The sequence below is a fragment of the Sphingomonas sp. PAMC 26605 genome, from assembly GCF_000241485.1.
GTDB lineage: Bacteria > Pseudomonadota > Alphaproteobacteria > Sphingomonadales > Sphingomonadaceae > Sphingomonas.
On the sequence record NZ_JH584241.1, the window covers coordinates 2,287,133 to 2,312,604 of the forward strand.

Genomic DNA, 25,472 nt, shown 5'->3' on the forward strand with positions numbered 1-25,472 from the left:
GCCTGTCGTCCGGACGCAACCAGACGCGCGTCGCTCCGTGACGTTTACGAGCGCGAGCAATCGGGGAAGCGCGTGTTGCCGTCAGGACCCATACCGGGGAAACGCTCGGTCTGCGCGACATCGAGCGTCTTGATCTCGGGAGCGATCCAAGCCTCGCGCGGCTGGCGATCTTCGACAACGGTCATCGTACCATCCTGTTGATAATAGCGTATGTGCAGCGCATGACGATCTGTATTCGGTTATCGGCCAAAAAGATAGCATAGCCGTGAGCAGCGCGCCTGCATCAACCAGTCGGCAAAGACACGGCGCGTGCTCTCGCAGCAAACCGGCCCAACGCGATCTTCTGGGGATGAGCCGATGTCGAAGATGAACGCCGTTCGATCACGGCGGTGACTGTCGGCGATCCGTTAGTCGTGCAAACCGGGCCGCCGCATTTCGCACTCGGCTCCTGCGTCGTGACATCTCTACCCGCTGCGGCGCCTCGATTTCGCGCGGTCCTTGGCCAGCCGCGGCGAATAGTCCGACGCCGCTACCAAGACGCGAGTCCACGCGATCAGACGCCGCGGATACGGCGTGACGGGCCGTCGCGTCGGACCTTGCGTGTTGCGGTACGGTCCGCATTCCTCCAGCGTAAGCGAAGCATGAACACGGACGGGTAGCCTCCTTGGTGTCGAACGGCATGGATCACGGATCGGCGGTCGGCGGGGTGCAGCGGAGCTCGCCGTTCGCCGCGCCGAGCGCGATCCGTTACGCGCTCGCGCGCGAAGCCTACCGGACCGGGACGGTGAGGCTGGTCGATCCCGACCTGTCGGGCTGCGACCGGCTGGTGGCGACACGCGGCGGCATGTTCGCGATCGGTCCGGGAAAGGTCCGCCTCGTGGCGCACGGCCTGTATTTCGGGCTTTGCGTTCACGACGACACAATCTTCGCGTTCGAGGCCGGCGATCGGCCGGCGGCCGAGACGTATCGCGGGCGGATCGTCCGTTTCCGGCGCGTCGGCGCGCGGATCGTCTCGGCCGAGGTGTTCGCGACCGATCTGGACAATGGCTGTCACCAGATCGACCTGATCGACGGGGCGCTCTGCGTCGTCGACACGTACAACCAGCGCATCGTGCGCCTGCCGCTCGACGGCGGCGCGCGCGACACGCTCCAGCCGCTCGGATCCGCCGCACGCAATGACTGGGCGGGCGGATATGTCCATGTCAACGCGCTGCTCGCCAGCGGACCCGACATCCTGCTGCTGCTCCACAATGGGGCCGGCAAGACCGGCCGCGCCAGCGAAGTGCTGCGGCTCGACCGCGCCTGGCAAGTCGTCTCGCGGGAGACGCTCGCGGGATCGGGCTGTCACGACCTGGCGCTGCTCGAGGACGGCACGCTGCTCAGTTGCGGCTCGTCGGACGGCGAACTCGTGACGAGCGATCGTGCTCGGCTGAAGGTCTGCGACCTGATGACGCGTGGCCTCTCGGTCGATGCGCACACCATCGCGGTCGGCGGGACGGCCTTCGCCGCGCGCGACTTGCGCGACGAAGCGGCGGGGCGGGTGTTCCTGCTGGATCGTGCGGGGCGCCATCTCGAGACGTTCGAGCTCGACGGACCGCCGACCGAGATTTGCCGGATCGATGGCCTCGATCGCTCGCTATCGCCCTATCTCGCGTCGCTGCCGTCGCCGCCCGCGCTGCGCCTTCACCCTGCCTTGACGAATAGGAAGGCGGAGGATTCGGCAATCGGCAGCAGCTGGTCGTCGGGGCCGTAGAAGGGACCCGGCTGAGCGTTTTGCCCCGGCACGGTCAGCGCGCGATAGCCCGCCGCGACCGGGCTGTCCGCGAAGCGGAAATTGCATCCCCACAGGACCAGCAATCCACCCGGACCAAGACAGCGATCGAGCGCGTCCACGGCCTCGGCGAACCGGGCGAAGGGCAGGAGATCGGTGCAGGTCGGCGGACGCTTCGCCTCGAGATCGCCATGCCGCAGCACCGACAGACAGAAAACGGCATCGTAGCGCGTCCCGGCGAACGCGTCGGGCCGGTCCGCACAGGCGAAGCGGATCGTGGGGGCGTCCGCACGGGCGCTCCGCTTCGCCCGGGCGATGCACGCGGGATTTGCATCGATCGCGTCGATCCGGGCGTGCGGCAGATAGCATGCGAGCGTCAGCGGCTCCTCGCCCGTCGAGCAGCCGAACGACAACAGCCTTACGTCGGCGCGATCGCCGAGCAGCGCGGCGACATAGGCGAAGAGCGCGGGATGCCGGTCCGGCCGCGTCACCGTCGCGGGTTGATACAGACGGGCACCGTGCCACAGCGCTTCGAGTCGACCGCGCCCCAGCGGCGTCGCCATCGCGCGGACAAGCCGGACCGCGCGTACCAACGGCGCGATCCGTTCGAGACGCGCGCGCAGAGCGGCGCGCCTGCGCCCGCGCGTCACCGCCGCAACCAGCGGCGCAGCACCGGATAGGGCGGCCCGGGTTCATCCGCGCGGCGGGCCAGTCCCCAATAGCGCAGCATCGGCAGGCCGATGGCGTGTCCGCGCGCGAAGGCGTCGATCAGATAGTCGGGGCTGTCGCGATAGCCGGAGTGGAACAGCGTCGTGACGGGCAGGCCGATCGCGAACGCGGCCGCGTAGGACCAGCAGATCGCCGCCATCTCCTCGGCGGGATCATCGGCGACCGCGGTTTGCGCGGCTCGCGTGTGCGGGTCGCCGACCGCGATATGGCCTGCCTCGTGCAACAGATCGCCAACCCAGCCAGCGCGCGCGGGGTCGTAGCACAGCGTGCCGCCGACCACCGTCATGCCCGGCAAGACGGTGTCCCCGGGCAGCGGGCGCGCCAGCGTCGCAATGCCGACATCGCCCAGAAACGCGAGGATCGCGGCGAGTTCCGGTGCGTCGCGCAGTGGCCGGGGCGTGGCGATCGTCATGCCGCGCCGTTCTAGTCCGCCAGGCAATGGCGCGGCAAGCCGCTGGCGCCCGGTTGCGAAACGTTGGGCGATGACTGATCATCGCGGCACGCCGGAAGCGAGGGGATCAGTGTCCGTGCCGCCTCGGGGGGATGGGGAATGACGACCTTCAGACCGTTCGGACCAGCGGCGGTACCGGCGGCCGCGACGGTGTTGCTGCTGTCGGCGGCTTGGGCGATGCCTGTTGCGGGTCAAGCCATCGGCGAACGCGCCACACCAGCCGGTCTCGGTGGTCCGGTCGCGCCGCCCGGCCTGGTCGATCCGATCCCGCCGCCGTTCGGGCAGGTGCGGCCACGGGTTTCGCCTTCCGCTCGGCCGTGCAATCGCCGATAAGCGACCTGTCGGTTGGTCGGGGGGCGCGGGATGGTCCAAATCGTATTGGATTGGGAGGCATTCAAGGTGTGGCTGTCGGCCACGACCGGGCTCAGTCACCACGACATCCATCTCATTGTGGGCGTGCTGTTGACGATGGCGTTCACCGTGGTGCTGCGCGTGCCGCTGTGGTCGTGGCGACCGCTGTCGATCGTCCTTGCGCTCGAACTGGTCAACGAGACTTTCGATTTCGCGCGATATTCCATCGGCGGCTATCCTTGGGGGCCGGTCCCGTCGCTGATCGACATCGCGCTCACGATCGTCCCTGCGGGGCTCATCGTGTCGGCCGCGCGGCTTGGGTCGCGCGACCGTCGGCGCCAGCGGCGGAGCGCCGAAGCCGGCCCGCGCTGAACTAGCGCGGAACGCCATTGCGCAGCACGGCCGTGGCGCACACCCGCGTCACGTGCCGCGCCTGCGGTGCAGGATCAGCATGACGGGGCGTAGCGGCAGTCGCATCCAGCCGAAGCCCTTGGGCAGTGTCCGAACGTCGAAATCGCGCGGCGCGAGGATCAGCGCCTGGGCGAGCCGAGCGCGATACCGCCAGCCCCCGCTCAGCGCGAACTGGACGGGCACCTTGCGCAGGATCGCACGCAGCGGTGGGCGCGACGCATGCTCCGCGGGCGCCGCGAGCGCGCGTTGCGAGAGGCGCGCCAGCGCGCGGCTGGCGCGCGTGCTCGGCAGCGGCGCCCCGGGCGGCGAGATCCCGAACAGCGCGTCGACCAATGCCAGTGCACCGAGCACGACCGCCTCCGCGCCTTCGCTCCGCGCGATGGCGCGCGCCACCGCGATCGCTTCCGCATCGCCGATCGCCACGATCCGAGCGATATCCTCGAGCCATTTGAGCCTGAACCAGAGATGCGAAGCGCCGTGCGCGCAGAGGTAGAGGAGCGTGTCGACCTTCGACAGCGTGGCGATCGAAACGCCGCCGATCGCCACGCTTTCGCGCCGGCCCCACACCGCGTCGAACCCCAGCGGCAACAGCGCATCGATGTCGATGAGCCGGGTATGCAGCTCGATCTCGAAACCGTCGCCGATGAAGCTGCGATGCTTGTTGGCGAACGGATCGCCGGCCGCCCCATCGTCGTCGCCCCCGATTTCGGCGAAGCCTTCGTCGCGCAATATCGCCGCGGCCCGATCGATCGAATCGGGATCGATCAGCAAATCGATGTCCTTGCTGTCGCGCGCGGCGACATCGCCGTGGAGCTGCTGGGCCAGCACCCCGCCTTTGATGGCCAGGTGCCGAACATCTCCCGCGTGCAAGGCCGTGGTCAGCGTCGCGAGCGCCGCAGCGTGGCGCAGCGCCTTGACGCGCAGGCGCGCGGCGTATTCGCTCACCTGCTCGGCGACGATCGGATCGTGCGCGCGCATCCGCCGCGCGAGTTCGGCGAGCGCCAGGGGGCTGATCCGGTGTCGCCTGGCGAGGCGAAGGCATTCCTCGGCCTGCAGGCGATGCGCGTCATCGCGCAGCGGCGGCATCGCTCGGCCGGTGCCGCGCAAAGCGACCGCGGCACAAGCGTCGGCGAGCTCGTCGAACGCCCCGATCTGCTGTGCTGGTAGACCGTTTCGCCGCATCTTCGGGACAATGGATCCTGTTCCTGCGACGTGCAACTGCGGACCGTGTCAAATTGCGTTTCGTCGTTTGATAATAACGCGCTAGACGAAGACGAAGAGGAGCGGGGGAGTACGGCGTTGGGGGAAGACAAAACGTCTGTCGTCGTCATCGGCCTTGGCTATGTCGGGTTGCCGCTGGCGGTTGCTTTAGCCAAATCGTTCGACACTTGGGGGCTCGATATCGACGCCGATCGTATCGCGCAGCTCGAACGCGGGTACGACCGTACCGGCGAAATAGCGCCCGATCGTCTCGCCGCCTCGCGCCTTGCCCTGACGACCGATCCGCGCGCCTGCCCGGGGGCGGATTTCTATATCGTCACCGTTCCCACGCCGGTCGACGCGGCCAACCGGCCGGACCTCGCCATCGTCATGGCCGCGACGCGCACCGTCGCGCGCATGTTGCGGGCTGGGCGCGGTTCGATCGTGATCTATGAAAGCACCGTCTATCCCGGTGTCACCGAGGAGCTGTGCGGGCCCGAACTCGAGCGGCTGAGCGGGCTCGTCTGCGGCGAGGACTTCTTCCTCGGCTATTCGCCCGAGCGGATCAATCCGGGTGACCGCGAGCACACCGTCGATTGCATCACCAAGGTGGTCTCCGGCCAGACACCCGCGGTTCTCGAGTCGATCGCGCGCCTCTATGGGCAAGTGACCTCGGGCGGGGTGTTCCGCGCCGCTTCGATCAAGGCGGCCGAAGCGGCCAAGGTCATCGAGAACGCGCAACGCGACATCAACATCGCCTTCGTCAACGAAATCACCCAGATCTTCGCGAAGATGGATCTGTCGATCTGGGACGTGCTCGCCGCGGCCGGGACCAAATGGAACTTCCTCAAGTTCGAACCCGGCCTGGTCGGCGGGCACTGTATCGGGGTCGATCCCTATTATCTCGCGCACCGCGCGACCGAACTCGGCTGCGAGCCGCGCATCATCCTGGCCGGGCGCGGCACGAACGACGGCATGGCGCGGTGGGTGGGGGAATCGATCCATGCCTGGAACGGCAGCGCGGCGGGGCGAATCCTCGTGCTCGGCCTAGCGTTCAAGCAGGACGTTCCCGATCTGCGCAATTCCAAAGTGGCCGATCTGGTCGCGGCCTTCGACTCGCTCGGCCATACCGTCGATGTCCACGACCCGCTGGTTTGCGTCGACGCGGCGCGTCACGAATATGGTCTCGAGCTGATCGCCGAGCCGGTCGGCGCGCGCTACGATCTGATCGTGCTCGCGGTGCCGCATCGGCGATTGCTCGAGGGCTTCGATCGCTTCCTCGCGCTGCTTGGCGACGGCGACGGCGGCGGCGTCGCCGATCTGAAGAACGCCTTGCCCCGAACGATGCGTCTTCCCGACGGGGTCCGGGTTTGGACGATGTAGCATGCTGCACTATAGGGAACAATGCGTGGTGCCGCCGCCGCGAACATCTTGCTGAGGGGTTCGGGTGTTTTCCAAATTGGTCCGCCGCCTGAAGGGGGATGTGGCGGCGAGGCGCGTCTTCCACGGGCCACCCGACGCGCGGCTTTATGCCGTTGGCGACATCCATGGTCGCCGCGATCTGCTCGACGCCATGCTGGATAGCATCCGCGAAGACATCGTCAGCCGGCCGATCGGCAGTGCGGTGATGGTCTTTCTCGGGGATCTGATCGATCGCGGGCCGGACTCGGCCGGCGTCGTCGAGCGGTTGCTGACGCTTGGCGACGATCCCGCCCGCGGACTCTTCCTGCTCGGCAATCACGAAGAGGTGTTGCTGCGGGTGCTCGCGGGCGAGCCGGGGCTCGCTTATGACTGGCTGGAATATGGTGGCGCCGCGTGCGCGGAAAGCTATGGCGTCGCGGCCTCGATGCTCCAGGCGATGGACGAGGCGCGGATCGCGCGCACGCTCGCCGCGGCGATTCCGACCGAGCACGTCGCGTTTCTCGAGATGTTCGGCGACACCGTCCGGTTCGGCGACTATCTCCTGGCGCATGCCGGGATCCGCCCCGGCGTACCGATCGACGCGCAGCAGCCGCAGGATCTGCGCTGGATCCGCGAGCCCTTCCTGTCCGATCCGCACGACCACGGTTTCAAGGTGATCCACGGTCACACGATCAGCAACGGCGTCGAGCAGCGCGCCAACCGCATCGGCATAGACACCGGCGCCTATCGCTCGGGCGTGTTGAGCGCCGCGGTCGTGGAGGGCAGGGAGGTCCGCTTCCTGTCCACCGCGGGCCAAAAGAACCGCAAGTAATCAAGGCCGCACGACTTGCGGCGACTTCGCGATGAATGTAGACCCGTAAAAGGTTGCATCGTTTGGATGAACGTGCGCCGGCGGGGGGCATTTATGCCGAAGAATAAAGCGATACGGCAATTGGCGGTCTTCGGCCTGGCGCTGTCGCTTGCGGCATGCGCTGCTACGCGCGGTGGCGACATAGCTTATGACCGCAAAGATTTCGGCGCTCCGGATGCGCCGACGGTCTCTGCCGTCGACGACACCTACAAGCTCGCGCCGCTCGACACGGTGAGCGTCGTCGTCTTCCAGGCGCCCGACCTCAGCCACGATTATGCGATCGATCAGAGCGGTCGCCTCACCATGCCGCTGATCGGCAGGGTCGATGCGGTCGGCGTCAGCACAACCGAACTCGGCCGCACCATCGCGACGCGGCTGAACGAGCGCTATCTGCGCGATCCCAATGTTACCGTCGCGCTCAAGGACTCCGCCAGCCGCGTGGTGACGATCGACGGTTCGGTGAAGCAGCCGGGCACCTATCCGGCGATCCGCCCGTTGACGCTGGTGCAGAGCATCGCGCTCGCGCGCGGCACCGACGAGGTCGCGAACCCGCGCCGCGTCGCGATCTTCCGCACGATCGGCGGCAAGCGGATGGCGGCCGCCTTCGATCTGGTGAGCATCCGTCGCGGCAAGCAGGACGACCCGCCGGTCTACCCCGGCGACACGATCATCGTCGATGGATCGAGCTTGAAGAAGACCCAGAAGGATCTGTTGCAGGCTCTGCCGCTCGCGTCGCTCTTCGTCGCGCTTTGACACTTCGGGCGATGGGGGTGTCGATTTGATGGCGAGCGGCGAAGGAGCGGATCACCCGCCGTTGGCGGTCCAGGCCGAACGGCGTCAGAGCATCGCTGCACCGATCCCGGACCATGGCTACCATAGCTATGGGGGCTATGGCGCGACGCAGTCGCGCGAGCTGTCGCTGGCGTTGCTGTGGCGCGTCGCCTTGGAATGGCGCTGGCTGATCCTCGCGGCTGCCGGCGTCGGCACCGCAGGCGCCGTCCTGCTGACGCTGCTGTCGCCGCTGCTGTACCGCTCGACGGCGACGATCGAACTCAATCCGCCCTCGGTCGAAGTCCTCGCGGACGAGAGCACCAAGGGGGGGCGTCAGAGCGCCGCCCGCAACGACGTGACGTTCCTCGGCACGCAGCTGGAACTGCTCGGCAGTCGCGCGATCGCGGAGCGCACCGCGCAGAACCTCGACCTGGCGGCGGACCCGACGCTGAACCCGAAGCATCGCGACCGTGCTGCCGCGACCGAGGCCGCTGCCGGCTTCGTGCAGGGCGGCACCAGCGTGCACCTTCAGCCGCAGAGCATGGTGGTGCGGGTGTCGTTCGTGGCGCGGGATCCGCAGCTTGCCGCCAAGGTGGTGAACGGCGTCGTCGATGCCTACATCGCGACCAATCTCGAACGACGGTATCAATCCTCGTCCTACGCACGCGAGTTCCTGCAGCGCCAGATCGCCAACACCCGGCGCGATCTCGAACGCTCGGAGCTCCAGCTCACCGCCTATGCGCAGCAGCAGCGTCTGATCAGTACCGGCAGCGGCCCCAACGGTGGCGATGCCGGGGATACCAACTCGCTGATGGGAAATTCGCTGATCGCGCTCAACAATGCGCTCGCCGCGACGCAGGCGCGTCGCATCGCCGCCGAGCAGCGCTACCGCGAAGCCGTGGTCGGCGGCTCGACGACCGAGAGCAGCGCGAACGCCGCGCCGCTGCGCGCGCAGATCGCGGCGTTGCAGGCGGAATATCAGCAGAAACTCCCGACCTTCCGGCCCGATTATCCCGAGATGGTGGCGCTGAAGGCGCGGATCGACGCGCTTCAGGCCTCGGCCGTGGCCGAGACGCGAAATGCGGCGAGCGACCGCGTCGGGTCGCTCCGGCAGGAGTATCAGGCGGCGCGCGCCGAGGAGGATCGCCTGCGCGCGCGGGTCAACGGTCTGAGCTCGTCGGTGCTCGACCAACGCGGGCGCCTGATCCGCTACAACATCCTGCGCCGTGACGTCGACACCAACCGCACGCTCTATGACGCCCTGCTGCAGCGCTACAAGGAGATCGGTGTCGCCGGCGGTGTCGGCACGGCGGTCGCTTCGGTGGTCGATCGCGGCGTCGTGCCGGGCGGCGCCTTCTCGCCGCGTCTTTCGCTCAACGTGATGATCGGCGCGGTCCTGGGCTTGGTCGCAGGCCTGCTCGCGGCGCTCGCGCTCGAGTTCATCAACGACACGATCAAATCGCCCGATGACGTGCGCAACAAGCTCCAGATCCCCTTCCTGGGCGGGATTCCCAGCGTGCGCTCGGCGCGACCGATCGACGAGCTGAAGGACCTCGCCTCGCCGCTCACCGAGGCGTATCTGTCGACCGCCTCGGCGATGCAGTTCGTGACCGACGGGGGGGCGCCCAAGACCCTGCTGGTCACCAGCACGCGCGCCGCCGAAGGCAAATCGACCTCTGCCTGGGCGCTGGCATGGAGCTTCACGCGGCTCGGCAAGACCGCACTGCTGATCGACGCCGACATGCGCCGACCGGCCTTCGTCACCGGCCGCGAGAACATCGGCCTGTCGCACGTCCTGACCAGCACCGGCTCGCTCAGCGAGCATGTGCTCAAGACCGAGGTCGAAGGGCTCTGGATCATGCCGGCCGGAGTCGTCCCGCCCAGCCCGCCGGAGCTGATCGCCTCGTCGCGGTTCGCAGCTTTGCTCGCCGACGCCGCAGCGACCTTCGACGTCGTCGTCATCGACGGGCCGCCGATCCTCGGCCTCGCCGATTCGCCGTTGCTGTCCAGCCTGGTCCACGCGACGCTGATGGTCGTCGAATCGGGCAGGACCCGCACGCGGCCGGCGATCGAGGCGCAGAACCGTGTCCGCACCGCCGGGGCACACATCGTCGGGGCGATCCTCACGCGGTACGCGCCGCAGGCGTCCTACGGTTATGGCTATGGCTACGGCTATGGCGGCGCCAGGGACGCGTACAGCTATGTCGGCGACAGCAAGGACAAACAGCGTCGGATCATGCTGATGGTCCATGATGCGGACTGACCCGTTTGCGGGGCCGCGCAATGTGGTTTCGGCCGGGGTGCTTGTCCTTGCCGGTGTTCTGCTGAGCTGGCTGTGCGTCCGTTCGGCCGCGCTGCAGTTGCTTGCGCCCGACGCGCCAGCGCTGGAACGCCTTGCCCCCCGTAACCCCGAGCGTGTCCTCGCGGCGGCGACGCTGGCGATCGTGCAGCGGCGCGGCCTGCTCGACGCTGCCACCCTCGACGCGGTGCGCGCCGCCGCACGCGCTGCGCCGCTCGACGCGCGCGCCTTTCTGATCCTCGGCCATCAGCAGCTGCTCGACCGCCGCCCCCGCGACGCCGTGGCGACCTTGCGAGCCGGTCAACGGCTCGATCCGCGGCAACGGCTCATCCACCTGCTTCTGCTCGACCAATATCTCAGAACCGGTCGGTATGGCGCTGCCGCCGAGCAATTTTCGGTGCTCGCACGGCTCGTCAGCACGGCGCAGGCGCCGATCGCGCAGGCGATGGCGGTGATGAGCCAGGCACCCGCGACGCGGGACGCGGTCCGGCGCACCCTGGCGACGAACCCCAGGCTCGAGCGCGACGTGCTCGTCGCACTGGCGCGCGCGGACACCCCGCCAGCGTCGCTCTTCGCGCTCGCCAGCCCCGCCGCCATCGCCGACGCGGGCGATGCGGAAAGCTGGGGACCGGTGTTGATCGCGCGTCTCGTCGCGCAGCAGCGCTACGGCGTAGCGCGCGCGGCGTGGGCGCGCGTCTATTGGCTTACGGCGGCGCAGACCGATGCGCCGATCTTCGACGCGGCGCTGCGCACCGTGCCGAAGCGGTCGGCGTTCGACTGGTCGCTCGCGGCGGGCAGCCTGGGCGCCGCCGATATCCGCGACGGCGCGCTCGCGATCGACTATTACGGCCGCGACAGCGGAGACCTGGCGAGCCAGCTTCTCGTCCTGAAGCCGGGCCGATACCGCTTCGCGTTCGGCGTCGACCCCGGCAGCGGCGATACCGCGCCGCGGCTGTTCTGGTCGCTCGCCTGCGCGTCGGGGGACAAGGCGAAGCTGATGGACGTGCCGGTCCTGGCCGCGGCCGGGCAACGGCGGATCGCCGCCGAGGTCGTGGTTCCGGCCAGTTGCCCGGCGCAGATGCTGGCACTGCGCGGCGAGGCGGGTGATCTCCCCGCGCCGGTGAGCGTCACGATTCGCGACGTGACGATGCACGCGCGGCCGGGCGCGGGGTCGTGAAGCGCCACGCGCTGGCGCCGGCCTATCTGCTCGCCTGCCTGCTGCTCGGCGGTGCGAGCGCGGCGGGCTTCCTTGCCAATCTGGCGCTTCAGCTCGCCGCTCTTCCGTTGATCGGTTGGGCGCTGTGGCGGCTGTCGGTGGGCGGAGTGCCGCGGCAGTTCAGGGCACCGCTGGGTCTGCTCGCCGCGCTCGTGGCGGTGATGCTGCTCCAGCTCGTGCCGCTACCACCTGCCATCTGGACGATGCTGCCCGGGCGCGGCCCGGTCGTCCAGGGCTATCGCCTGCTCGACCTCCCGCTCCCCTGGTTGCCGCTCACCTTGACCCCGAGCGGGGCCTTGTCGGATCTGCTCTGGCTCCTGCCAGCGTTTGCCGCTTTCCTGACCGTGACGGTCGTCGGCGCGTTCCGCGGCCGGAGCATCGCCGCGGTCATCGTCGGTGTGACGCTGGTTTCGGTCGCGCTCGGCGCGATGCAGGTCGTCGGCGGGAGGAGTGTCTATTTCTACGACGTGACCAATGTCGGGGTCGCCGTCGGCTTCTTCGCCAACGGCAATCACAACGCGACGCTGATGCTGACGTGCATTCCGTTCCTTGCGGCACTGCAAGCGACGTTGCTGCGCGCGAGCCGCTCGCGGCGCAGCGTGTCGGCGCTCCACTTGCTCGTGGCGGCGGCCTATTGCGTCATCGCCGTCGGCCTCGTCATCAACGCCTCGCTCGCCGGGATCGGGCTCGGCGTTCCCGTCGCGCTGACCACCTGGCTCACCTTCGGGCGGCAGCGGCCGGCCGTGCGCCGCCTCCTGCTCGCCGTCACGATCGCCGGAACGCTGGCGACGCTGGTGCTGATCGCGACAGGGCCGTTCGGCAACAATCTCTTCGGTCGGCAGACCCAGAACGTCGCGCTGTCGCGTCAGACCTCGTTCGCGCTGACGGCGCGCGCGGCCAGTCAGTATCTGCCGGTCGGATCGGGCAGCGGAAGCTTCCAGTCGGTCTACCGGACGCAGGAGCCGCTCAGCAGCGTCACGACGACCTTCATGAACCACGCGCACAGCGACTGGCTCGAGCTGCTCCTCGAAACCGGCCTCGTCGGCAGCGTTCTGGCGGCGCTGTTCGTGGCGTGGTGGTCGGCGCGCGTGCGGGCGAACTGGCGCGTAGACCTGCCCGATCCGTTCGCGCAGGCGGCGGCGATCGCCTCGGCGGCGATCCTGCTCCACAGCATCGTCGATTATCCGCTGCGCACCGCGGCGATCTCCGCGATGTTCGCGATGTGCCTCGCGCTTCTCGCGGGCGCGCGTCCGTATCTGCGGCCGAGCCGGTCGGCCGCCAGCGCGCGGCATCTGACGCTCTAGCCGGTCGCGCGGGCGATCGCGTCGAGATAGCGTTGCTCGACCAATGCGACATCGAACTCGGCTTCCGCGATCGCGCGACTGCGCGCGCCCATCGCCGCGCGCGCGGCGGGTGAGAGCGCGATCATCGCGCGCATCGCATCGGCGAGCGCGCGCGCATCGCGCACCGGGCAGAGCATCGCGTTCTCGCCCGCGCGCGCGATCTCGGTGCACCCGGGCACGTCGGTCGCGATCAGCGGGCGGGCCATCGCCGCGGCTTCGAGCAGCGAGCGCGGCATGCCTTCGCGGTACGACGGCAGTACCACGACCGATGCGGCGGCGAGATGCGGGCGAACGTCGGTCGCTTCGCCGAGATAGTCGAGCACGCCGTCGCGCTGCCAGCCTTCCACCTCGCGACGATCGATCGCCGTGCGATTGGCGACATCGAGGGGGCCGAGTAACCGGAACACCGCGTCGCTGCGGTCGGCCCGCACGATCCGGGCGGCCGCGGCGAACTCGAGCACGCCCTTGTCGCGCAGCAATCGCGCGACCATCAGGAAGACCAAGGGCGAGGCGGGCAGGGGCGCCGGCACGAAGCGCGCCAGGTCGATGCCCGATCCGGGCAGCAGCGCGGCGCGCTGCGCCGCGACCAGCCGCTCTTCGACGAACTGGTCACGATCATGCCGGTTCTGGAAGAAGACGGTCGAGGAACGCGCCAGGGCGAGCCGGTAGAGCGAACGGACCAGCCGCGTCAGCAGGCCGATCCTGATGAAGGCGGTGCCCAGGCCCGAAATGTTGTTGATGACGGGGATGCCCAGCGCGTGCGCCGCGAGCGATCCGTAGATGTTCGGCTTGATCGTCCAGCCGAGGAAGGCGACCGGACGCAGGCTGCGCAATACGCGCCAGTAGCGCAGCGCGAGTACGATATCGCGGAGCGGCGAAAGGCCCTTGCTGTCGATCTTCACGGGGATGTGGCGCACACCCAGCGCGATCAGCGCGTCGCGGTGGCCGTCGTCGGGCGAGAGCGCGACCACCGCGTATCCCTCGCGCTGCAGGCGCGCGATGAGGTTGCTGCGGAAATTGACGAGGTTCCAGCTCGTATTGATCGACAAGGCGATCGTTCCGCGACGCGGGGCGCCCATCAGCCGACCGCGCCGCCCTGCCGCAGCCACGCCTGGAACATCAGCACCGCCCACAGCGCCGGCGAGTCCTCCGTACTGCCGGCGAGATGCCGTTCCCAGCGCTGCCGGATCGGGGCCGGATCGAGATATCCCTCCTGCCGCATCCGCGACGGATCGAGCAGATCCTCCGCCCAATCGCGCAGCGGCCCGCGCAACCATGCGCCGAGCGGCAGCGCGAACCCCGCCTTGGGGCGCTCGAACAGCGTGCGCGGCGCGTGCCGGTAGAGGATCTGCCGCAGGACGTGCTTCGTGCTGCTTCCCACGATCTTGCGCGAGAGCGGGACGCGCGCCGCCACCGCTGCGAGATGATGGTCGAGAAACGGCACGCGCGTTTCCAGGCCGACCGCCATCGCGGCGCGGTCGACCTTGGTCAGGATGTCGTCGGGAAGGTAGGTCGTCGCGTCGTTGAACATCATCCGCACGGCGTCGGGCGCCGCGCCGACCTCCATGTCGAGCGGACGCCGCGCGTGCGCGTCGATCCCGAGCACGGGGGTCGCCGCGAGATGCCATTCGTCGAGCAGCGAGGCGAACACGTCGTCGAACCCGCGCGCGGCGATCGCGGTGCGGAGCGTCTTGCGCACCTTGCTGCCGAAGGCGGGCGGGCGCCTGCCACCCGCCGCGACCGCGCCGATCGCGTTCCAGACCGCGTCGGGCAGCCGCGCCCCGCCGGAAGCCGCGACCCGCCGGACCCCGGCGGGGAGGCGCGCGAAGGCGCGCCAGAGACGCATCGCGTGCAGATAGCGATTGTAGCCGCCGAACAGTTCGTCGCCGCCGTCGCCGGACAGCGCGACGGTAACATGCTGCCGCGCGAACGCGCTGACCAGATGCGTCGGCACCGCCGAGGAATCGGCGAACGGCTCGCCGTACATCGCCGCGAGCCGCGGGATCACGGCGAGCGCCTCCGCCGCTCCGATGTAGAGCTCGTGATGCTCGGTGCCGAAGTGCCGTGCGACCGCGCGGGCGTACACCGCCTCGTCGAAGCCGGCTTCCTCGAAGCCGATCGAGAAGGTGCGGATCGTGCCGCGCGACGCAGCCTGGTAGAGCGCCACCACGGTCGAGGAATCGAGGCCGCCCGACAGGAAGGCGCCGACCGGCACGTCCGCGACCGACTGGCGGACGATGGCCGCGGACAGCGCCGCCTCGACCGCCGCGATCCCGTCCTCCTCGGTCTCGAACGGATCGGCCAGTCCGTCCTGCACCACCGCGCGGTACGACCAGTAGCTGGCGAGCGTCGCGCCGTCGTGCGCCCCGTCCGCGAAAGGCGCGGTGCGCGGTGCGCAGGCCGCGTCGATCGTCAGCGTCAACAGGCTTGCCGGCGGCAGCTTGAAAATGCCGCGATAGATCGATTGCGGGCAGGGGATGGTGGTGCGCGACAGCAGCGACGACAGCGCGCTCCGATCGACCGGATTGTCGAAGCCCGGGAGCGACCGGATCGCGCCGAGTTCGGAGGCGAAGGCGAACACGCCGCCCGCCCAGCCGTAATAAAGCGGCTTCTCGCCGAAGCGGTCGCGCGCCAGCGACAGGGTGCGGTCGCGGCGATCCCACAGCGCGATCGCGAACATTCCCGTCGCGCGGCGAAGCGCCTGCGCGAGGCCCCAGGCATCGATGGCGGCGAGCAGCGTCTCGGTATCGGAATGCCCCCGCCACTGCGGCGCCTTCCGCTCGGCCGCGAGCTCCGCCCTGATCGCGCGATGGTCGTAGATCTCGCCATTGAAGGCGATCCTGTAGCGCCCGGAGGCCGACGCCATTGGCTGATGTCCGAGCGGCGACAGGTCGATGATCGACAGGCGGCGGTGCAGCAACGCGACGCGGCCATCGTCGGATCGCCACAGGCCGGCATCGTCGGGTCCGCGATGCGCGAGACTGTCGCGCATCGTCGTCGCAACTTGGAGGTCGACAGGCCGGGTGCCGATAGCCCCCGCGATACCGCACATCGTCAGCCCCCCCGGCAAAGCCCCCCCCTTACCGCGCCGGTGAGGAAGCGGCAACCTGGCGTCGGGCTGGCGCACTATCGCAATTGCCTCGATTGCCGGGCGCTGATAGCCTCGGTGCGGCGGAAACATCGGCCGCGATCGCATCGACCGGCCTGCGATCCGCGGGTCGCTATGGCCGATCAGGGGCGGTCGGCGCGCGCATCGAACAGGCGGAGATACGTTCTGGAGTCTTGCCGCCCGCTACGATCGCGTCGTCCGCTTGCGATATCGCCTTCGATCGGGCGGATGCGACGTCGCCTGCGCACCGCGCCGCGGCGCTGAGCGGTGGTGACCGAACGCGTTCCCGTCGCGGTCAGCCGGGCGATCCTGCGCGCGACCGCGATCGTCGGCGGGGCGTCGGTGCTGAACATCGCGATCGGCATCCTCCGCAACAAGGTCGCAGCGCTGCTGCTCGGCCCAGCGGGGGTCGGGATCATCGGCCTGCTGCTGAACCTCGTCACCATGCTCGCGAGCCTGGCGGGGCTCGGCGTCGCGATGGCCAGCGTGCGCGCGCTGGCGAGCGCTATCGACGAACCGGCGCGTGCGCAGGTGCGGCGGACCGTGCTGGAACTGACGACGGTGCTCGCCATCGCGGGCGGGGTCGCAACGTGGCTCCTCGCCCGGCCGATCGCCCGCTTCGGGCTTGGGGCGGTGGCGTCCGGCTGGCAGGTGGGCTGGCTGGCGCCCGCGGTCGCGCTGACGATCTGGTCGTCGATGCAGTTCGGGCTGCTGAACGGGCAGCGACGGCTCGGCGACCTCGCCCGTGCCCAGGTCGGCGGCGCCGCACTCGGCAGTGCATTCGGGATCGCGGCGTTGGTGGCGTTCGGCGCGCGCGGCATCACCGCGTTCGTCGTCGCCGCGCCGCTCGGCATGGTGATCATCGCCGCGCGCTATGTCGGGCGCGCCGAACGGGCGGCGCGCGGGGCCGTCCCCGCCGCGCCGGGACGCCCCCGCGCGCGGCGGTTCGATGCCGCGACCGGACGCGACCTGATCAGGCTCGGGCTTCCGACGATGCTGGGGGGACTCGCGCTGCCGCTCGGATTGCTGCTGATCCGGGCCGTGCTGGGCGATCGGCTCGGTGCGCCGGCGCTCGGACAGTTCACCGCCGCCTGGACGCTGTCGGCGACCTATGTCGGCTTCGTGCTCGCGGCGATGGGGACCGATTACTTTCCGCGGCTGAGTGCCGTCATCGCCGAACACGCCGTCGCGCGCAAAATGGTCGCCGACCAGACCGAGGTGGCGCTGCTGCTCGCGCTTCCCGTGATGCTGGCTGTGCAAGCGACCGCGCCATGGCTCGTGCGTTTGCTCTATTCGGACGCGTTCGCGCCGACCGTGACGATCCTGCGCTGGCAGATCGCCGGCGACGTGCTCAAGCTCGCGAGCTGGCCGCTCACCTTCATCGTGCTCGCGCAAGGGCGCGGCAGGCTCTACTGGCTGGTCGAGACGCTGCTCATGGCAGTGATGGTCGCCGCCGTATGGGGGCTGATGCCGCGGTTCGGACTGGTGGCGACGGGAATCGCCTATTGTCTCGCTTATGCGATCTATCTGCCCGTGCTGCTGATCGCGGCGCGACGCATGATCGGCTTCATCCCGCCCCGGCGCACGCTTGCGATCGCGGGGCTGGGGTTTGCCGGAGTCGTCGCCATCGCCCTCGTCGATCAGCTTTCCGCGCCCGCCGCGACGGCATTCGGCATCGTCCTCGCCGCGATCAGCGCCGGCGGCGCGTTCCTCCGCCTGCGATGACGGGGCGCGCAGCCTTGATCGACGTCGCCCCTGTTTCGATCGTACCGCCTGCTCTATCAGGGCGTTGGGGCAAGCCTCAGGGCCTTGGCACAAGGGAGTCATCGATGCGCGCGCGCAGCCTGCTTCGTCCGCTGATGGCGCGCTTCTGGCAGGCCTATGCCTTTTTCAAGCTCGGCCAACGGGTGCATGCGTTCGGAACGTTTCGCGTCGGCAATCGCCGGAACATCGTTCTCGGGCCCGATTGTGCGATCAACCCCGACGTCTATCTCGCGGGGCACCATGCGATCCGGGTCGGCCGCAACGTCGTCTTCTCGATCGGCTGCAAGGTCATCGACACCGGCCTCGACGTGGAACGTTTCCTCGAGTCCAAACGCCCGCCGCATCTATCGAAGGCGATCGTCATCGAAGACGACGTATGGATCGGGGCCGGCGCGATCATCCTCTCGGGCGTGACGGTCGGGCGCAAGAGCATCGTCGCGGCCGGCGCCATCGTGACGCGCGACGTGCCGCCATACTGCGTGGTGGCGGGGAATCCGGCGCGGGTGATCCGCCGGCTCGACGCATGACGCCCGCGGCCGTCAGCCCGGCGACCGTCAGCGTCATCATCACCTGCTACAATCTCGAACGCTATATCGAGGGCGCGATCCGATCGGTGCTCGATCAGACGTGCGCAGCGGCGGAGATCATCGTGGTCGACGATGCGAGCATCGACGGCTCGCGCGAACGGATCGCGACGTTCGGCGATCGCATCCGACTCGTCGCGCTCGCGCGGAACGAAGGCGTGCTCGGCGCGACCCTCGCCGGGCTGCAGGTCGCGAGCGGCGAGATCATTGCCTTTCTCGACGGCGACGATCTGTGGCGCCCGCACAAGCTCGAGCGCGTCGCGGCGGCGTTCGCGGCCGATCCGCACCTCATCCTGCTGTCGCACGATTACGCCATCATCGATGCCGACGGTGTCGCGACCGGGGCGATCGACGCGACGAAACGCAACACGCGCAGGCTGTTGCAGGGCCATCCTTCGCCCGAGCTACTTTCGGAGCGGCTCAAGGACTCGATCACCGGCTATCGCGGCGTGTGGCTCGGCAGTGCGTACAGCATCCGGCGCGCGGCGATCGATCTCCCCGATCTCGAACGGTTCATCGCCAGCGTCGCGATCCCGCAGTTCCGCCGGCTCAGCTATCAGGATCATCTGCTCGCGCAATATGCGATCGTCTCGCGACCGGACGGTGTCGTCGGCTTCATCGACGAAGCGTTGTTCGACTATCGGATCTTCGCGGGCAACACGAGCGGTCTTTCGGCGACGCGCGCTGCGGCACTCCGAACGCTGACGCGCGCGCACGTCAATGTTCTTGGCACCCAGGCGCTGCTCCGGGCCTTTCCGCGGTTCGATCGCCCATTGCGTCGGCAACGGCGGCTTGCGTCGGAATATCGCTACATGACCGCGCTCTACACCGGGCGATGGGCCGCCGCGCTGGGGCTGGCGTGCCGGCTCGCGTTCGGCTTCTGGGCGCCACGCCGGACCAGCAAGGAAATCGCGCGGATCGCAGCAGTCCTCGCGCTGGGGGCGGACCGCTTCTTGGACATCAAGCGATCGCGATAGGGGAAGGTTTCCGCAGCCTCCGGCGTCACCCAGCGTCGACGACCGGCGCCTGCAACCAGATCGTGAGATCCCGCCGGCTTTCGTAGGGAATGAAGGGCCGGACGAGCTCCTTGACGGCATTTTTCGGACGCCGCGTCGAGACGGTTCCGGCCGTGCGCAGAAAGGCGAAGCGCTGCGCGAGCGTGGGGGTCACGCGCTGCAGACCGAATCGCTCGCCGAGCGCGAGCAACCCGGCGCTGGTAAACGCGTTGACATGTTCCAGCGGGAACGCCGGCATCAGCCGATTCGCGTCGGGGACCTTGCCCGACGCGACCTCCGCGATCGCTTCGTCCACCGCCGCCTGGGCCGGAACGGCGATCTTGAGCAAGCCGCCGGGCCGGAGGCCGCGCGACAGCTGCGCCATGACCGCCTCGACCGCGGTGACGTGCTCCATCACCTGCTCGGTGTTGACGAGGTCGAAGCGGCCGCCCTCTATGTCGCCATAGCCGATCGTGGCGACGCCATGCTCGCGCGCGGCGCGCATGCGGGTTTCCGACAGGTCGAACCCATGCGAAGCCGCGCCGAGCCCGAGCGCCACGCGCGCCCAGAGGCCCTGGCCCATGCCGTAATCGAGCGTCTTCAAGCCCCGCAGCGGCATCTCGAGGAACGATGCGGCCGTCATGATCTCATGTCCGTCCCGGCTCTGTCGCGGATGCGCGACGAGCCAGTCGAATTCCGCCCGATACGCCGCGCCGACCGCCGCGCCGAGCCACACGTCGTACAGGTCCGTAAGCAGCGCCTCGCCCGCGACCTCGGTGTGATAGATCGTGGCGCAGGCGAGACACCGGGACACCCTATATCTGCCACCCGCCAGCACGACGGGGTCGACCGCGTAATGCCGCGCGATGACGGGCCCCAGCGCGATGCCGTCCAACGGCGCATCGCACAACGGCTCGCGGTTCGTGCCACCACAGGCCGGGCATTGTGCGCGCTGAGTGAAGTCATAGCCCATCGGCGGCTCCAGCTTGCATCAATCGGTCGCCAGGACCGATGCCAACACGCTCAGATACTGTTGCCCGGTCGCCTGGCGCGAATAAGTGGCGACGGCCACCTGCCGTGCGGCGGCGCCGACGCGGTGGCGCAATTCCGCATCGTGGCAAAGACGTTCGAGCATGGCCAGCCACTCTTCATCGGTACGGACGAGAAATCCGTCGACACCGTCGGTGACCTGCAGCGTGGCGGTCCCGATCGCGCTTGACACGCTCGCAATGCCGAACGCCATATATTGGATGACCTTCAGCCCGGCCTTGCCGAGCACCCAATCGTCATCGGGCAGCGGGTAGAGGCCCACGTCGAGCCGTTGCATCTGCGCGACCTCATCGGCGGCCGACCAGGTCAACACCTCGAGATCGACACCGGGCAAGTCATAGGCGAAATTGCCGATCACCACGAACCGATAGTCGATGCGGCGCGCGAGTTCGCACAGCACGGGCCGCAATAGATCGAGATAGGGCCGCGAGCTGAACGTGCCGGTCCATCCGATCACGGGCTTGGCGGGGTCGCGCGGCGTTGCGCTCGGGCGGAAGGCATCGGTGTCGACCGACGGGTAGATCAATGTCACCGCGCCCCGCCGGTTGATCGTGCGGTAGCGCTCGACCATGAACGGGGAGGCGGTGATCACCTGGTCGGCGCGCTCGAGCAGCAAGCGCGCCTTGGCGCGCCCCTTCAGGAGCTGGCGCAGGCCCGATGGCGCGCCTTGTTCGCTCAGCAGATTGTCCTCGATGTCGTAAACGATCCGCTTGGCCAGCCGCCGGGCGAGCCATTCGAGCAAGGGGGTGCCGAACGGGGTTACCCACATCGCGACGTAGACGATGTCGTAGCGGCGGATGCGCGCGAGATCGCGCAGGCGGCGCAGGTGACCGCGCAGCGTGCCGAGCGCTTTGCCGAGGTAATGGCCGCGCCGATAGGCGCGATCCCACAGCGCGAGGTCCATGAAGGACGAGACGGTGACGTCGAACCCGGCGGCGCGCCATTGGTCGAGATATTGTTCGTATTTGAGCCGCTGACCCGCCGCGACGCCTTGCGGATAGGGACACAGGATCAGGATGCTCGGCATCACGTCGCGCCATCGGTCAGCGAGCGGTAGATGCTTCGGTAGCGTTCCGCCCCCGCATCGAGCGCGAAGTGCCGATGCGCGGAGGCGACGCACCGCGCGCCCAGCGTCGGATCGGCGAGGCATTCGAGCAGCGCGGCGGCGGCCGCCTCGATCGTCTCCGGGCGAGTGTCGGGCATCGCGACGCCTACGCCGTCGTCCGCGATGATCCGCGCCATGTCGCCGCAGCCGGCGTTGCCGACGACGGGAACGCCGCAGCCGAGATATTCGGCGAGCTTGGTCGGCGCGCTCGCGATCTTCGAGAAGAAGGGAGATATCAACGCGAGGCCTGCGTCCATGCGGCGGATGTGGGCGGGCACCGATCGATGGTCGGAGGCGACGATTTCCACCGCGCGCGGGGCGATGTCGTGTCGCTCGCATGCGCGGGCGATCTGGTCCTGCTGGTGCTGGTTGACGATCACCAGCCGCGCATCGGGCCGCAGGCGATGCACCGCGGCGAAGAAGGCGAGCATTGCGTCGAGCATGTACCAGGTGCCGATCTGCCCGACATAGCCGATCGTCAGGTCGCGCGCGCCGGGCGCGGATAGCGCGGGCGAGAACAGCGCGAGATCGGCGCAGGTCGGTATCACGGTGATCGGCGCGAGGGTCCGACCGAATCGCGCGTCGTCGCGCAGCAACGGCACCGACGCGCGCGTCAGCGTCACGATGTGATCGGCCCCGACGAGCATCGTCTTCTCGAGATGCTTGAGCACCCGGTAAACGGCGCCCCGCGCGGCGATCATTCCGCCATCGACGCGTTCGTCGACCCAGAAACCGCGAATGTCGACGAGCAGCTTGGCCCCGCCGACGAGTTTTGCCGGAAACAGCATCGCCGCGCACAGCACGCTGCGTGCATGCAGCAGCAGGGCGCGATGGCGGAGCGCAAGGACCAGAGCCAGCAGCATCGCTCTGGTCATGTCCCAGAGCGTCGAGAGGATTTTGGGGCGTCTGTGATAACGCCGCGGATGCCAGACGATTCCCGCCGCGCGAAGCCGGGTCTCCATCCGCGCCATCGACTCACGCTGCGCGATGTCGCCGGGTTTTTCGAAGCTGATGATGTGGATGATATAGTCGTCGGCGAGGATTTCGAGATACGCGACCACCTGGCTCTCGCCGAGCGGTTCGAGCAGGCCATCGTAGCTCATGTAGAGGACGGTCGGCCTCGCGCTCGATGCGTTCGGCGCCATGTCAGCGACGCGCTTCGTCTGTCCGACTGCTGGCTGGGACCAAATGAGGCGTCAGGGTAAGATCCTCCGACAAAGCGCAAAAATAGTCTAGGGTAGGGGGCGAGGCTTGGCAACGGTCGCCGCGCATCGGCAATGACCCGCGTTCGCGTTTTGCCGTTCGCGCCGGCCTTCGCTACGCCGTTGCCAGGTGCAGCCGGGGCGTGATCCGATGGTGGGGAGGGCTCGATCGAGTGATACCGTATTTCGCGCTGCTCGGTCTCTGGATCGTGGGCACCATCCAGTTCTCGGGAAAGGGGCAGGTGGTGGTGGAGCGCATCCTGTACGGCATCGCGCTTGCCGTCACGATCCTGATGGTGGGTCTGCGATATCGCGTCGGTGGCGACTGGGCGACCTACGAGGACCTGTACAGCGACATCGCGCTTCAGCCGCTCGGTACGGCGCTGACGCTCGCCGAACCCGCCTACGCGTTGCTCAATTGGCTATCCGCCACGGTCGACGGCGGAATCTATCTCGTCAATCTCGCCTGCGCCGCGGTGTTCCTGGTGGGTCTCTCGACACTCCTGCGAAGACAGCCCAACCCGTGGCTGGCGATGGCGGTGGCGGTGCCGTATCTGGTGATCGTCGTCGGGATGGGCTACACGCGGCAGGCGGCGGCGATCGGCATCCTCTGCTGGGCGATCTCGGGCACCGGACGCGACCGGTTGCTCGCGGTGGTGGCCAAGGTCGTGCTGGCCGCGCTGTTCCACAAGACCGCAATCCTGTTCCTGCCGATCCTGCTGGCCCCGATCGCGCGGCGCAACGCCCTGATGGGCATCTTCGGGGTGCTGGCGTTCGCGCTGCTGGCGCTGTTCGCGCTGCAGGGGTCGACCGACAGGCTCGTCGCCAACTATGTGAACAGCGATTATCAGTCGAGCGGTGCGACCATCCGCATCGCGATGAATGTCCTGGCGGCAGTGCTTTTCCTCGTCTTCCGCCGGACGTTCGCGCTGTCGTCGTCCGAACGGCTGATCTGGACGATCATGTCGGCGATGGCGATCGCCTCGGTCATCGCCTTGCTCTATTCGTCATCGTCGGTGGGGGTGGACCGGCTGTCGCTTTTCATCATCCCGTTGCAGGTGTTCGTCTATGGCAATCTGGGGTCGACGCGGTTGGCGCGCCGGGCGAGCATCCTCACCACCATCTCGGTTCTGGGGTACTGCTGCGCGGTGCAATATGTGTATCTCGCCTATGGCACCTTCTCCTATACCTGGCTGCCGTATCGCAACGTCGTCCTGACCAGCGATGACGCCGATCGCGACGGGGGATGACGGTCGTACAGCGATCGCGATTCCGGGGGCGCCTTGCCCTGCGCGGGGATCTCATCCAAGGACGCGAACGGGTTTTGGGAGGGGTGGAATGCGGGTTCTCGTCACCGGCGTCGCGGGATTCATCGGCTTCACCGTCGCCCGGCAGCTCCTTGCGCGCGGCGACACGGTGTTCGGCATCGACAGTATCAACGACTATTACGATCCGCGGCTCAAGCGCGATCGCCTCGCGCTCCTGACACGGTCGGGCGAGCGGTTCGCCTTCAGCCAGCTGGACTTTTCGGATCACGTCGCGCTCGAATCCGCGTTGGAGGACGCGGCGTTCGACCGGATCGTCCACCTCGGCGCACAGGCCGGGGTGCGCTACTCGATCGAAAATCCGCGCGCCTATCTCCAGGCCAATCTGGCGGGGCATCTCAACCTGCTCGAGCTCGCGCGCCACCGCCGCGTCGAGCATATGGTCTATGCCTCCTCGTCCTCGGTTTATGGCGGCAACACCACGCTCCCGTTCCGGGTCGAGGACCGTGTCGATCAGCCGCTCTCGCTCTACGCCGCCACCAAGAAGGCCGACGAGCTGATGAGCGAGACCTATGCCCATCTCTACCGCCTGCCGCAGACCGGCTTGCGGTTCTTCACCGTCTACGGCCCGTGGGGGCGGCCCGACATGGCGATGTGGCTCTTCACCAAAGCGATCCTGGCGGGCGAACCGATCAACGTCTTCGGTGAAGGCAATATGCGTCGCGACTTCACCTATATCGACGATATCGTCGCGGGGATCGTCGCGTGTCTCGACTCCGTGCCGCCGGACGACGGCGTGCGCAAAGCGGGCGGCAGCGTCAGCCCGCACCGGCTTTACAACATCGGCAACAGCCGGTCGGAGGATCTCGGCGAGATGATCGGCTTGATCGAGCAAGCGTGCGGCCGCCGCGCAGAGCGGCGCCTACTGCCGATGCAGCCGGGGGATGTCCGCGACACCTACGCCGATATCGGGGCAATCCAGCGCGACCTCGGCTTCCACCCCCGCACGGCGATTGCCGAAGGCGTTCCGTTGTTCGTGAAGTGGTTTCGAGCGTATCATAGCATTTAGATCGATCTGCGCTGCCCGATCCGAGAAGCCGTCAAATATTCGTTCGCGCGAATCGTATCGACATCATGCGTCATCTGTGCGTATAGACGGTGTTGAACCTCGTAAGACACCACGAAGGGACAAACCGTGAAGTTCAGGGCATTCCATACGGCGCTTGTCGGACTTTCACTCGTGGCGGTGCCCGCGATCCTGGTCGCTGCACCCGTCCAGACCCCCTTGACCGATCCGTCCGCAGAGAGCGCCGAAGGGGTCGCTGACGCGTCGTTGGCCAGCCGCCTCCCGATTTTCCTGGCCGCGCTCGGCGCAGCCGGTGCCGGTATCGCTGCTGGCGCCGGTGGCGACGACGGCCCCAACAGCCCGTAATCGCGCGATCGGGGTGTGATAGCGGGAGGTGGCTTCGCTCCTGCGCGTGTTCCCGTGACCGCCACGCAATCCGACCGCTATGCGTGAAAACCTGCATCGATACGCGGGGATGCCGGCATCTGAGTCGCAGGTGATCGCCGGATGCGAATGAC

At 68.3% G+C, this 25,472-nt stretch carries 24 protein-coding genes; 15 read left to right on the forward strand and 9 right to left on the reverse strand.

Annotated features, from left to right (window positions below; translation table 11 throughout):
• Window positions 1-44: 44 nt before the first annotated feature.
• Window positions 45-185 carry a hypothetical protein gene (locus RH90_RS23420; protein WP_157134569.1) on the reverse strand — a complete coding sequence of 47 codons (141 nt, stop codon included), beginning with the start codon at window positions 183-185 and terminating at the stop codon, window positions 45-47.
• A gap of 494 nt (window positions 186-679) precedes the next feature.
• Here RH90_RS23420 and RH90_RS10695 point away from each other — a divergent pair, with 494 nt between their 5' ends.
• Window positions 680-1,753 carry a hypothetical protein gene (locus RH90_RS10695; RefSeq protein ID WP_010185622.1) on the forward strand — a complete coding sequence of 358 codons (1,074 nt, stop codon included), beginning with the start codon at window positions 680-682 and terminating at the stop codon, window positions 1,751-1,753.
• Here RH90_RS10695 and RH90_RS10700 read toward each other — a convergent pair.
• Window positions 1,684-2,364 carry a class I SAM-dependent methyltransferase gene (locus RH90_RS10700; protein ID WP_157134570.1) on the reverse strand — a complete coding sequence of 227 codons (681 nt, stop codon included), beginning with the start codon at window positions 2,362-2,364 and terminating at the stop codon, window positions 1,684-1,686. The genes RH90_RS10695 and RH90_RS10700 overlap by 70 nt on opposite strands.
• Window positions 2,365-2,417: 53 nt before the next feature.
• Window positions 2,418-2,912 (reverse strand): hypothetical protein, encoded by a 495-nt coding sequence (locus RH90_RS10705; RefSeq protein WP_010185625.1) that lies wholly within the window; start codon window positions 2,910-2,912, stop codon window positions 2,418-2,420.
• Window positions 2,913-3,050: 138 nt separating this feature from the next.
• Here RH90_RS10705 and RH90_RS23425 point away from each other — a divergent pair, with 138 nt between their 5' ends.
• Entirely contained in the window at window positions 3,051-3,284 is a 234-nt protein-coding gene (locus RH90_RS23425; protein ID WP_157134571.1) for a hypothetical protein, read from the forward strand.
• A gap of 30 nt (window positions 3,285-3,314) precedes the next feature.
• Complete coding sequence (locus tag RH90_RS10710; RefSeq protein ID WP_029625228.1) at window positions 3,315-3,674, forward strand: hypothetical protein; 360 nt, start codon at window positions 3,315-3,317, stop codon at window positions 3,672-3,674.
• Window positions 3,675-3,722: 48 nt separating this feature from the next.
• Here RH90_RS10710 and RH90_RS10715 read toward each other — a convergent pair whose 3' ends face one another.
• Complete coding sequence (locus tag RH90_RS10715; RefSeq protein ID WP_081476921.1) at window positions 3,723-4,895, reverse strand: nucleotidyltransferase family protein; 1,173 nt, start codon at window positions 4,893-4,895, stop codon at window positions 3,723-3,725.
• A gap of 117 nt (window positions 4,896-5,012) precedes the next feature.
• Between RH90_RS10715 and RH90_RS10725 the strand changes: the two genes are divergently transcribed.
• From RH90_RS10725 to RH90_RS10750, 6 genes are all read left to right on the forward strand, one after another.
• Window positions 5,013-6,296 (forward strand): nucleotide sugar dehydrogenase, encoded by a 1,284-nt coding sequence (locus RH90_RS10725; protein WP_010185630.1) that lies wholly within the window; start codon window positions 5,013-5,015, stop codon window positions 6,294-6,296.
• A 64-nt stretch (window positions 6,297-6,360) separates the two neighbouring features.
• Window positions 6,361-7,146: a metallophosphoesterase family protein gene (locus tag RH90_RS10730; protein WP_029625229.1), complete on the forward strand. Its 786-nt coding sequence runs from the start codon at window positions 6,361-6,363 to the stop codon at window positions 7,144-7,146.
• 93 nt (window positions 7,147-7,239) lie between these two features.
• On the forward strand, window positions 7,240-7,938 hold the full coding sequence (locus tag RH90_RS10735) for a polysaccharide biosynthesis/export family protein (RefSeq protein ID WP_029625230.1): 699 nt from the start codon (window positions 7,240-7,242) through the stop codon (window positions 7,936-7,938).
• A gap of 28 nt (window positions 7,939-7,966) precedes the next feature.
• The gene (locus RH90_RS10740; RefSeq protein WP_029625231.1) at window positions 7,967-10,219 is read left to right on the forward strand and encodes a GumC family protein; all 2,253 of its coding nucleotides are present in this window, start codon (window positions 7,967-7,969) and stop codon (window positions 10,217-10,219) included.
• Window positions 10,206-11,432 (forward strand): hypothetical protein, encoded by a 1,227-nt coding sequence (locus tag RH90_RS10745; protein ID WP_010185635.1) that lies wholly within the window; start codon window positions 10,206-10,208, stop codon window positions 11,430-11,432. Before RH90_RS10740 ends, RH90_RS10745 begins: the two co-directional genes overlap by 14 nt.
• Entirely contained in the window at window positions 11,429-12,775 is a 1,347-nt protein-coding gene (locus RH90_RS10750; RefSeq protein ID WP_010185636.1) for an O-antigen ligase family protein, read from the forward strand. Before RH90_RS10745 ends, RH90_RS10750 begins: the two co-directional genes overlap by 4 nt.
• Here the strand turns inward: RH90_RS10750 and RH90_RS10755 are convergent.
• Together RH90_RS10755 and asnB are read right to left on the reverse strand one after the other, a co-directional pair.
• Entirely contained in the window at window positions 12,772-13,863 is a 1,092-nt protein-coding gene (locus RH90_RS10755; RefSeq protein WP_232280338.1) for a glycosyltransferase family 4 protein, read from the reverse strand. The genes RH90_RS10750 and RH90_RS10755 overlap by 4 nt on opposite strands.
• A 29-nt stretch (window positions 13,864-13,892) precedes the next feature.
• The gene (gene asnB / locus RH90_RS10760) at window positions 13,893-15,866 is read right to left on the reverse strand and encodes an asparagine synthase (glutamine-hydrolyzing) (protein ID WP_010185639.1); all 1,974 of its coding nucleotides are present in this window, start codon (window positions 15,864-15,866) and stop codon (window positions 13,893-13,895) included.
• A 324-nt stretch (window positions 15,867-16,190) separates the two neighbouring features.
• Between asnB and RH90_RS10765 the strand changes: the two genes are divergently transcribed.
• The 3 genes from RH90_RS10765 to RH90_RS22085 are packed head-to-tail and all read left to right on the forward strand — an operon-like array spanning window position 16,191 to window position 19,248.
• Complete coding sequence (locus RH90_RS10765; RefSeq protein WP_010185640.1) at window positions 16,191-17,648, forward strand: O-antigen translocase; 1,458 nt, start codon at window positions 16,191-16,193, stop codon at window positions 17,646-17,648.
• A gap of 14 nt (window positions 17,649-17,662) precedes the next feature.
• Window positions 17,663-18,214 (forward strand): acyltransferase, encoded by a 552-nt coding sequence (locus RH90_RS24610; protein WP_269724300.1) that lies wholly within the window; start codon window positions 17,663-17,665, stop codon window positions 18,212-18,214.
• On the forward strand, window positions 18,211-19,248 hold the full coding sequence (locus RH90_RS22085; RefSeq protein ID WP_010185643.1) for a glycosyltransferase family 2 protein: 1,038 nt from the start codon (window positions 18,211-18,213) through the stop codon (window positions 19,246-19,248). The genes RH90_RS24610 and RH90_RS22085 overlap by 4 nt, the downstream gene beginning before the upstream one ends.
• A 25-nt stretch (window positions 19,249-19,273) precedes the next feature.
• Here RH90_RS22085 and RH90_RS10780 read toward each other — a convergent pair whose 3' ends face one another.
• From RH90_RS10780 to RH90_RS10790, 3 genes are all read right to left on the reverse strand, one after another.
• Window positions 19,274-20,161: a class I SAM-dependent methyltransferase gene (locus RH90_RS10780; RefSeq protein WP_157134572.1), complete on the reverse strand. Its 888-nt coding sequence runs from the start codon at window positions 20,159-20,161 to the stop codon at window positions 19,274-19,276.
• Between the two features lie 96 nt (window positions 20,162-20,257).
• A complete protein-coding gene (locus RH90_RS10785; RefSeq protein WP_010185647.1) occupies window positions 20,258-21,343 on the reverse strand; it encodes a glycosyltransferase family 4 protein in 1,086 nt (361 codons plus the stop codon).
• Entirely contained in the window at window positions 21,343-22,566 is a 1,224-nt protein-coding gene (locus RH90_RS10790; protein ID WP_010185648.1) for a glycosyltransferase, read from the reverse strand. The genes RH90_RS10785 and RH90_RS10790 overlap by 1 nt, the downstream gene beginning before the upstream one ends.
• 230 nt (window positions 22,567-22,796) lie before the next feature.
• On the opposite strand from RH90_RS10790, the gene RH90_RS10795 reads away from it, so the two are divergent.
• From RH90_RS10795 to RH90_RS24760, 3 genes are all read left to right on the forward strand, one after another.
• Window positions 22,797-23,873 carry an EpsG family protein gene (locus RH90_RS10795; RefSeq protein WP_010185649.1) on the forward strand — a complete coding sequence of 359 codons (1,077 nt, stop codon included), beginning with the start codon at window positions 22,797-22,799 and terminating at the stop codon, window positions 23,871-23,873.
• An 88-nt stretch (window positions 23,874-23,961) separates the two neighbouring features.
• Window positions 23,962-24,957: a GDP-mannose 4,6-dehydratase gene (locus tag RH90_RS10800; protein ID WP_010185650.1), complete on the forward strand. Its 996-nt coding sequence runs from the start codon at window positions 23,962-23,964 to the stop codon at window positions 24,955-24,957.
• Between the two features lie 126 nt (window positions 24,958-25,083).
• Entirely contained in the window at window positions 25,084-25,320 is a 237-nt protein-coding gene (locus RH90_RS24760; protein ID WP_010185651.1) for a hypothetical protein, read from the forward strand.
• The last annotated feature ends 152 nt before the right edge of the window (window positions 25,321-25,472 follow it).

Bases quoted from the DNA above. Each gene is read 5' to 3' on its own strand.
- RH90_RS10790 (WP_010185648.1), bottom strand. From the start codon at position 22,566: ATGGCGCCGAACGCATCGAGCGCGAGGCCGACCGTCCTCTACATGAGC.
- RH90_RS22085 (WP_010185643.1), top strand. From the start codon at position 18,211: ATGACGCCCGCGGCCGTCAGCCCGGCGACCGTCAGCGTCATCATCACC.
- RH90_RS10800 (WP_010185650.1), top strand. From the start codon at position 23,962: ATGCGGGTTCTCGTCACCGGCGTCGCGGGATTCATCGGCTTCACCGTC.
- RH90_RS10715 (WP_081476921.1), bottom strand. From the start codon at position 4,895: ATGCGGCGAAACGGTCTACCAGCACAGCAGATCGGGGCGTTCGACGAG.
- RH90_RS10705 (WP_010185625.1), bottom strand. From the start codon at position 2,912: ATGACGATCGCCACGCCCCGGCCACTGCGCGACGCACCGGAACTCGCC.
- RH90_RS23420 (WP_157134569.1), bottom strand. From the start codon at position 185: ATGACCGTTGTCGAAGATCGCCAGCCGCGCGAGGCTTGGATCGCTCCC.
- RH90_RS10710 (WP_029625228.1), top strand. From the start codon at position 3,315: ATGGTCCAAATCGTATTGGATTGGGAGGCATTCAAGGTGTGGCTGTCG.
- RH90_RS10745 (WP_010185635.1), top strand. From the start codon at position 10,206: ATGATGCGGACTGACCCGTTTGCGGGGCCGCGCAATGTGGTTTCGGCC.
- RH90_RS10740 (WP_029625231.1), top strand. From the start codon at position 7,967: ATGGCGAGCGGCGAAGGAGCGGATCACCCGCCGTTGGCGGTCCAGGCC.
- asnB (WP_010185639.1), bottom strand. From the start codon at position 15,866: ATGTGCGGTATCGCGGGGGCTATCGGCACCCGGCCTGTCGACCTCCAA.
- RH90_RS10695 (WP_010185622.1), top strand. From the start codon at position 680: ATGGATCACGGATCGGCGGTCGGCGGGGTGCAGCGGAGCTCGCCGTTC.
- RH90_RS10785 (WP_010185647.1), bottom strand. From the start codon at position 21,343: ATGCCGAGCATCCTGATCCTGTGTCCCTATCCGCAAGGCGTCGCGGCG.
- RH90_RS10735 (WP_029625230.1), top strand. From the start codon at position 7,240: ATGCCGAAGAATAAAGCGATACGGCAATTGGCGGTCTTCGGCCTGGCG.
- RH90_RS23425 (WP_157134571.1), top strand. From the start codon at position 3,051: ATGACGACCTTCAGACCGTTCGGACCAGCGGCGGTACCGGCGGCCGCG.